Below are 8,415 nucleotides of genomic sequence, written 5' to 3'. Positions count from 1 at the left end.
CTTGACTCGATCAGTGTTGGTCGCTGGGCGACTCCGGCCCCAGCGGTTGGTGTATTAGTAGCAGCGCTGCTGAATCGGCAGTGGCCTGCCAGCAACCAGGTGGTGGGTTTGCTGGTGATCATGGTGGGGGTCATGATCACGGCGTTTGGCAAGTCCAAGCCAGCTATAGGTAAACAGGAGCAAGAGCAAATGGCGGAACTGGCCGCTAATGGCGCAAACGTCATCGCTCCTTTGACATGAGCGTCAAACTCCTATTGATTGCTGATCCAAGCCGTTATCCCAACGGGGAAGGAGACGTTCCATGCTTTTACAGAGCGGCTGCAGCAAACCCTGATTTCGTCCCTCTGCATTTAGCCACAGAGCAGATCAACAGCCTCCCTTCCTCCCAATGGCGGCTCACCCCGTTGCAGGCAGGTCTCGACCAAGCGACCTTTTTGAGGTTGGGACAATCGCCCTTCACCCCCTTCATCCCTGAAGAGATTGATGCTGTCTTCTGCCGGAGCCTGAAGCCATTCGCTCAGGGGTATTTGGAGGTGCTGCAGGAGCTGGAGCCGCAGCTGCGTTTCCTGAATCGACCGTCCAGCAAGATTCAACAGCTCAAACCGCATTTCCTTTCGGAATTAGCGGGTGACTTCATGCCACCACACCTGGTCAGCAACGATCCAACACAGATCGAGGCTTTTTTGCAAACCCATGGAGAGGTTGTCGCCAAGCAAGGCAACAGTACCCAGGCCCAAGGGGTGTTTCGCCTAAAGAAACAGGGCAAGCTATACGCCTTTGAACATGCCTATGGACAACGCTCAGAGCAGAGCTCGTTAAGGTCGCTGCTTGATGAGCTGCAGGGGGGGACGGATGCACCCCTGCAGTTCATGCGCTTCCTGCCACGCACCAGCGAGGGGGATAAGCGGGTGGTTGTGCTGGATGGACAGATCTTGGGGGCCTATGTGCGGCGATCGGCGGCGGGGCATTGGGTGAACAATGTGGCCGCCGGCGGCCGGTGTACGGCGGCTCCTGTGAATGATCAAGAGCGAGAGGCGATTGAAGCCACTTGGCCTGCTTATGCCTCCCTGGGGTTAAGGGTCCTCGGCTACGACTTTTTGCAAGACGACTCCGGTGCCTGGCGGGTCAGCGAAATCAACGTTGGCAATGTGGGTGGATTTGCAAGCTTGCAGCGGATGGGCAGTGCTCCCGCGCTCAATCAGTTGCTTGCCTGGATCAAATACTTTGCCCTGGCGTCCGCTCCCATCGAGATTCGAGCAGCCCAGCCCAGAGACGACGCTGCCATTGCTGCGATCTACCAATGGGCCATCGATCAAGGAGGGATCACCATGGATGACCGCCGCTTCCCGCCGGAAGCCGTCGCAATGAAGCGCCAGGAGATGGCTGCTCGGAGCAGTCTGTTGGTGGCGACGTGCCTGGGGGAAGTCATTGGCTGGGCAGATCTCAAGCCCTACTCCCCGCGGGCGGGCTACAGCCGCTGCGCGGAAACATCGGTCTATGTGCACCCGGCAGTGCAGGGCCAGGGTGTGGGGGGTAGCCTGCAGCACCAATTGATCGAAGTAGCCCAGGGGTACGGCTACGCTCATTTGGTCGCCAAGGTCGTGGCTGGGAATGGTCACAGCATTAGTTTCCATGAGCGGTGGGGGTATGAGCGTGTGGGCACACAGCAACGCATCGGCTACCTGCATGGCCGCTGGTATGACGTGACGATCCTGCAGCGCATTCTCAATACCGAAGCTGAGCAGGACCATGGGCTCTGAACATGTGCCCCAATCCCCTGGCCTGAGGTCCCTGATAGAGGGATTGTGCGCCTGCACGGTGAGTGATTCAGCGCAATTGTTAGAGCTGATTGCAAGCGCAGGCGTAAGCGCTGTTGAGATTGAGCCCTGGGCTGATTACAACCACTCACCTCGGGATAGCTACGGCCGTCGGCTGGTCTGGTATGGCGGGCATTTTGAGGTGATGGTGATGACGTGGCTACCGGGAGACTTCAGCGCTATTCACGATCATGGATACGCTCAGTGGGGAGCTGTGCAGTGTTTTGGTATCGCAGAGCATCACAGCTATAACCTGAAAGGGCGACGCCTCCAGTATGAAGCATCTCTCCCTTACACCCCAGGGCAAATCAGGTTGGTGAATCGAGGTCTCATTCATCAAATGGGAAATTCTGGGACTGAGAGTTTTCTGAGCCTCCACGTCTACGGCGCCGATATTTGCCGAGAAGCGATCACTGGCAGCGCACGCGTCTTTGCTGTGAATGAGGGCTGCATTCAGTTCACCAATGGCGGCGTTTTCTTTGGGCTCCCTGATCGCGAGATTCTGCGCTGCCAGCCTGGGTTAACGGCTGACCCCGATATTTTGCACCGGCAGCAGCAGCTCAGATCATGGCGTGCTGCCCAGGCCTTGGCAAATGTCTGCTGAGATTTCTAGCCTAAAATCCTATGTAGCCGGACCCGGCTTCGATGAGTATTTTACTTCTCGTGATGCGTTCAGTTATGAATGTGCTACTAATCTATTGGAACATGTCCGCCAGCATTCACTGGCGCAAACAATAGTCGACCTGCATAATGCCCAGCGGGACCAGCTGACTGCGGGAGTTGACTATCGACTTGAGAAGCCAACGCTCACTCATCCGGAAGCCTTTCTGCCATTTGACCCACTGCCTCGACTTATAGATCAAGCTGAGTGGAAGCTCCTTGAGGCTGGTTTAATCCAGCGAGCTGTTGCGTTGGATGCATTTGTTGCCGATCTCTATGGAGAGCAGCGGATTCTTCGAGATGGGATTATCCCTGAGGATTTGATAGCGAGCTCCCCTTTCTGGTGCCCTGAGCTGTTGGGCTGTGGATCATATGTACAGCGATGGTGCGTTATAGCTGCTTTTGATCTCATCCGAAATGCTGATAGTCACTGGATGGTTCTCGAGGAGAACCTCAGGCGTGCGTCTGGGATCGGTTATGCATTGGCTGCTCGTGAGACCCAGCTTCAGCACTTCCAATGGTTGTTCAAAGGGATTGACGTCGCGCCAATCCAAAACGGTCCCAGTCTTTTGCGCAGCGCGTTGGCATCTCTCGCGCCATGGACTGACGATCCTGATCTTGTTGTGCTCACACCTGGTCGGCTTAGTAGCGCGTTTTACGAGCACCGCCGACTGGCTGATGAGATGGAAATTCCGGTTGTTGAACCAACTGAGCTGTGGGTTGATGCAGGTCGGCTATGGCGTCATTCGGGCAAGAATCCTGTCTGCGTTGATGTGATCTACCGGCGCAACGAAGACTTCTATCCCAGTGAGTGTGAAGGCGCTGATCACATGTTGGGCATTCCAGGGCTGACGGGACTCTTTTTGAATGGATCAGTAGCCATTGCTAATCCTCCAGGAACCGGCATTGCTGGTGACAAGTTGATCTATAGCTTTATACCCGACGTGATTCGCTATTACTTGGGTGAACAACCCAAGATTGAGCAAGTACCCACCTATCGTTGTGTTAACGCATCAGAGCGTGAGCACGTGATTGATAGGCTTGATCAACTTGTGATCAAGCATGTCGGCGGAGCAGGGGGGGCAGGAGTGATGATCGGGCCACTCGCCACACCTGAGGAAAGGCTCTTCATGGCGGAAGCCATCGCCAAAAATCCCCGCCATCACATTGCTCAGCCTTTGCAAGAGCTATCCACTGTTCCATGCCTTCGTTCCGGAATGCTCGAACCCTGCCGTGTTGATCTGCGGCCGATTATTGTTTTTGGAAGACAACCCCTTTTGGCAAATGCTGCATTGACAAGAGTCGCCTTGCAGCCATCCTCCAGAATTGTCAACTTCACTCAGGGTGGAGGATTCAAGGACACATGGATTGTCAATTCGGATCAGTAGCAATCCTTGCCTCAGCGCACAGGATGGAGAAAACATCAACCAGTAAAGACAAGCCTTCACTACCAGCCATGTTCGGCTGATTCCTGTTTGCGGCCGCCTGGCGATCTCGGGTCAATGAGGTTGGAGGGCGCCCAACAAGGTATTCATCGGAAAGTTGACCAGGGAATGTTACTCAAGCATGACAGCAGGCGACGCGATCAAAACAGAATGTGTGCGTCAAATCCAAGGAAACAACGAAGACAGAAAAGCGGTGTAGCTGCATACGTTAATGTGATGTCGAGAAATAAGACATTGGCATGAGCGTCATCAACCCAAGCAAACAGGAACAAGACCTCATCACAGGAGCCCGCAGACAGTTCAAACGGAAGCTCAACAAGTGGGGTCAAAATCTCGAGAGAGTAGAATGGGCTGGCACATTCAGAGCGTGGAACGTGGAACACGATGACAACAGCAAAGACGCTGAAGGTGTTGGGCGAGACGGGATCATTGAATTCAAGCAATTAGCGAATGGAAACCTCAAGGCTCACATCGAGTGGAATCACACCGTTGACGATACGCCGCAATCAGCCGACTACATTATTGCGCTAGATCCATACAATCGAACATTCACTGGACTGGGGTACTTAGCCGACTTCGAGGAGACAGCAAGAGCCACTGGCTACTTTGAGCCGAAGCGAGGGCTCCTTAACGTCATCGACATCGGACCAAGCCAAGGGAGCCTGACGGGAGGGACATTCATTAGAACCTGGGACTTTGTGGATATCGGCTGACCAGGCCTAGGGAACTGAATGATCAAGATCTCTGCAATTGAAGATCAGCATCAAAAGAAGATAGGTCGAATGTATTCAGGCCAGTTGTGGCATAGCGCATTAATCAATATCACACATGCCAATAAGTAGTTCCTCGGCCTGGATCGATGACCTCCATAATAGGATCTGATATTGCTCTCTTTAAACAAGCTGGACAACCTGCATCGGGCGAGTAAGCACATGAAGACGATGGGGAGCCTGATCACTCAGGGGGCCACACAAGCCCTGTTGATAATAAGCAGCTTCGTCTATCAGCTTTCAGCGGTAGCAGAAGACACACCTCGTTATGCGGTTGATCCCAGCTGGCCAAAACCACTTCCGAACGACTGGTCCATGGGACAAGCCTCGGGTGTAGCGATTGATCATCATGATCATATCTGGGTGATTCACCGTCCAGCATCTGCCTGTACGACAGAACAATCGCAGCCAGGCGGAGTGATAATGAAAAGCAAGTCATGTCGGCCAGCACCGCCGGTGCTCAAATTTGACCAAGAAGGTCATTTGCTGAACTCCTGGGGAGGTCCTGGTGAAGGCTATGACTGGCCAGAACGAGAGCACGGTCTAACGATCGATCTCAGAGGCTTTGTGTGGATTGGTGGTAATGGAACAAGCGATGGACAATATCTCAAGTTCACGACAGATGGGCATTTTGTTCTGCAGATTGGCCAGTCAGGCCCATTAACCAACAGTAGTGATGTCACACGTCTAGGTCAACCTGCTGATGCAGATATCGACATCCAGGCCCGCGAGGTCTACTTCGCTGATGGATATCACAACCACCGTGTGATTGTCTTTGACTCAGAGACTGGCAGATACAAGCGCCACTGGGGAGCCTATGGGAATTCACCCACCGATGTGAAAATTGGGCAGTACAACCCTGTTTCTCCACAATTCGGCAACCCCGTCCACTGCGTGAGAATTGCCAGGGACGGACTTGTCTATATTTGCGACAGAGCCAATAACCGCATTCAGATCTTCAATAAAGATGGCACTTTCATACGGCAATTTGTGATCGGCGAAGATACAAAGTCAAGTGGTTCCACTTGGGACCTCGACTTATGGATTGACCCGATGCAGAGTTCACTTTTCCACGCAGATGGAACCAATAGCAAGGTGAGGATATTGAGAAGGGAGAGCGGCAGAGTGACTAGTGAGTTTGGCAGGGGCGGAGACAAACCAGGTGAATTTCACCGTCTACATAATCTGGCGCTTGACTCAGCCGGCAACCTGTACACAACGGAAGTTGACACTGGCAACAGAGCCCAGAAATTTAGACTGATTCGAAGATAGTGATGAGCACTAACAACACCAAGCCTTCACGGATGATGCCCTTCAGCAAACGCGCATTAGGAGTTGCCTTCTTGCTCGTTGGTCCTGCTGTTGCCGGCCTGCTGATTCGATCGGCAGGCTACGACACAGCAATATCATTGTTTGCTGTCATTCTTGCCAATACCGTGATTCTATGGGGATTCAACTTGGTTGATGACTTTATTCCTCCGCTAATCGCAGTGGTGATCAGTGTGTTTATTGGCTTGGCACCCGCGTCGCAGGCTCTCGGAGGATTTGCCTCTCCAACTCTTCTTACTCTGTTGGGTGTGTTTGCATTGGCAGCGGGGATCAGCCTCAGTGGCCTAGCGGAGCGGTATGGGTTGATCATGTTGCTGAAGCTGCCGAACAACCCTTTTATGCAACAGATGGGGTTTGTGATCACAGGTCTATTCATGTCCCCGTTTGTATCCTCGAGCAATAGCAGAACGGCTCTAATTCTGCCGCTTTGTAAAACAACATCTCAGATTCTCAACTTACCTGATCGAGGGCCTGCCATGACATCCCTGGTGGCCGCCGCCTTCGGAGGAGCCAGCCTATTTTCACCGATGTTGGCAACCAGTAAATCTGCCAGCATTATTGGCTTAAGTCTGCTGCCAAGACAGGTTCAGAATGCATACCTGGGTCTTTTTTGGCTGAAGGCGGCGGCTGTAGTGCTCATCACTCTGTTCATCGCTCAAGCTCTCATTCTCCTTCGTCTTCAAGGCGATCAACGGCCCGCCAGGATCGACAAATCGGTGCTTCTGACAAAACTTGATGCACTGGGGCCAGTCTCGAATGAGCAGAAATTGGTCATGATTGCACTTGGCGGTTATTCGGCTGGCCTGCTCACCCAGTCTTTGCATCATATTGATGTGGCATGGATCTCAGGAGTAACACTGGCATTCTTACTAAGCACAGGTGTACTCACAAAAAAGCGATTTCGGGACTCTCTGGAATGGCCACTGATCTTCTTCCTGATTGGCAACAGTTGCTTGGTTGACATAATGGACTATGTAGGTTTTTCTGCTGTATTGACTGACTTTGTCAATATCTATCTTGGCTTCACCGCCGCAAACATATGGCTGTTTGTTGGCGCCTGCCTAGTTGTTACAGTTGCCGTAAGAGTCTTGTTGCCACTGAATGCAGGAATGCTTGTGGCCTTTGTTGTTCTACTCCCGCTAACAACTGCCGAAGGTCTTAATCCATGGATTTGCTTGTTCGCCTGTGGTGTCTTCAGTGACATCTGGTTTATGCCCTATCAAAATTCAGCCTACATTCAACTGCAATCAGCCATGGGTGACACATTCAATTCCACCACGTTCCTGCGATCAAAGCAGTGGCTTAATCTTGCGGCAATAGTTGGGATGGCGATGAGCATTCCATATTGGTTCTATTTGGGGTTGATCTGATGAGTTCATCCCGATTACTAGGAGCCTCCTCTCTAGCTACAGCATTTGTGATCCTTTACATCCTAGCGATGACAGGATTTAACATCTGGAAACCAAGAATCCTGGTTGTTCACTCGTTCTCTGAATCTTCGAGGGAAGTGATGGATCTTGATGCAGGAATGAAGGAGAAGTTACGCCTGAACAGACTACCTCTAAGTGTTCAGTGGTACTACCTAAATAGTGATCATCCCGAAGTCAATACGATGGCGAGCTCGGATATAGCAAGTGTGAAACGTCTGATCGAGGATTTTAATCCGGGCATCATCATTCTTGCTGATGACCAAGCCAATCGCTTGATGACCGTGGCACCTGAACTAAAACGAGGACGTCGGATCTTTTTTATAGGCATTAATCAATCACCCGCTTCATTTGGCTATTCACGGAATGATGCTGTCGCAGGCATCACCAATGTTGCGCCTCATCAGTCACTACTAGAGCTACTGGCACATATTCATGGTGGCAGAGATCTACGAATTACCGTCCTAGGTAGCGATACAGAGCTGGGACAACATCTTGGCTCTAGATTCCAGAGACTCAGAATGGGACCACATAGAATTATTGGTGTTCATTATGCCTCCACATGGGCAGAATGGCAGGCTATTGTTAAACGTTCTAATCAGAACAGCGATATTCTCTTGGTTACAGCAGTTCACGGCCTGCGAAATAATGATGCCAACAGTATTGTGAGCCCTGCTGAAGTAATCCAATGGACTGAGGCTCAAGCCAGCGTAGTGCAACCAGTAGGCTTGATCGGTGATTACGTACCATTAGGTGGTTCGTTATCCCTGATCCCGTCAACGTTCTATCGGGGGTCTATGGCCATGGAATCTGTTCTGCAATGGAGCGAGCCGAGTAGAAAGAATTCAATGCCTTCGATCAGCTTGGATGACCATTTCGACATTGGTCTAAGGTCCGAAGAGCTGAAGAGGCGAGGCATAACGCTTCCACTCATTTACCGTGAAGCTGCAAGGCTCAGCAGTCAACT

At 51.9% G+C, this 8,415-nt stretch carries 8 protein-coding genes; all 8 read left to right on the top strand.

What is annotated here, in order from left to right:
- On the top strand, positions 1-240 hold a 240-nt coding region (locus tag KBY75_RS14875; RefSeq protein WP_255024510.1), incomplete at its 5' end, for a hypothetical protein.
- Positions 241-440: 200 nt separating this feature from the next.
- Entirely contained in the window at positions 441-1,760 is a 1,320-nt protein-coding gene (locus KBY75_RS14870; RefSeq protein ID WP_255024509.1) for a GNAT family N-acetyltransferase, read from the top strand.
- A 58-nt stretch (positions 1,761-1,818) separates the two neighbouring features.
- On the top strand, positions 1,819-2,421 hold the full coding sequence (locus tag KBY75_RS14865; RefSeq protein ID WP_255024508.1) for a cysteine dioxygenase family protein: 603 nt from the start codon (positions 1,819-1,821) through the stop codon (positions 2,419-2,421).
- Entirely contained in the window at positions 2,411-3,865 is a 1,455-nt protein-coding gene (locus tag KBY75_RS14860; RefSeq protein WP_255024507.1) for a circularly permuted type 2 ATP-grasp protein, read from the top strand. The genes KBY75_RS14865 and KBY75_RS14860 overlap by 11 nt, the downstream gene beginning before the upstream one ends.
- A gap of 296 nt (positions 3,866-4,161) precedes the next feature.
- A complete protein-coding gene (locus tag KBY75_RS14855) occupies positions 4,162-4,635 on the top strand; it encodes a hypothetical protein (RefSeq protein WP_255024506.1) in 474 nt (157 codons plus the stop codon).
- Positions 4,636-4,854: 219 nt separating this feature from the next.
- Positions 4,855-5,964 (top strand): hypothetical protein, encoded by a 1,110-nt coding sequence (locus KBY75_RS14850; RefSeq protein ID WP_255024505.1) that lies wholly within the window; start codon positions 4,855-4,857, stop codon positions 5,962-5,964.
- Between the two features lie 2 nt (positions 5,965-5,966).
- On the top strand, positions 5,967-7,391 hold the full coding sequence (locus KBY75_RS14845; RefSeq protein WP_255024504.1) for an SLC13 family permease: 1,425 nt from the start codon (positions 5,967-5,969) through the stop codon (positions 7,389-7,391).
- On the top strand, positions 7,391-8,415 hold a 1,025-nt coding region (locus KBY75_RS14840; RefSeq protein WP_255024503.1), incomplete at its 3' end, for a hypothetical protein. The genes KBY75_RS14845 and KBY75_RS14840, both read left to right, overlap by 1 nt.

The sequence above is a fragment of the Cyanobium sp. T1G-Tous genome, assembly GCF_024345455.1.
GTDB lineage: Bacteria > Cyanobacteriota > Cyanobacteriia > PCC-6307 > Cyanobiaceae > Cyanobium_A.
This window is presented reverse-complemented; position numbering and strand designations above follow the sequence as displayed.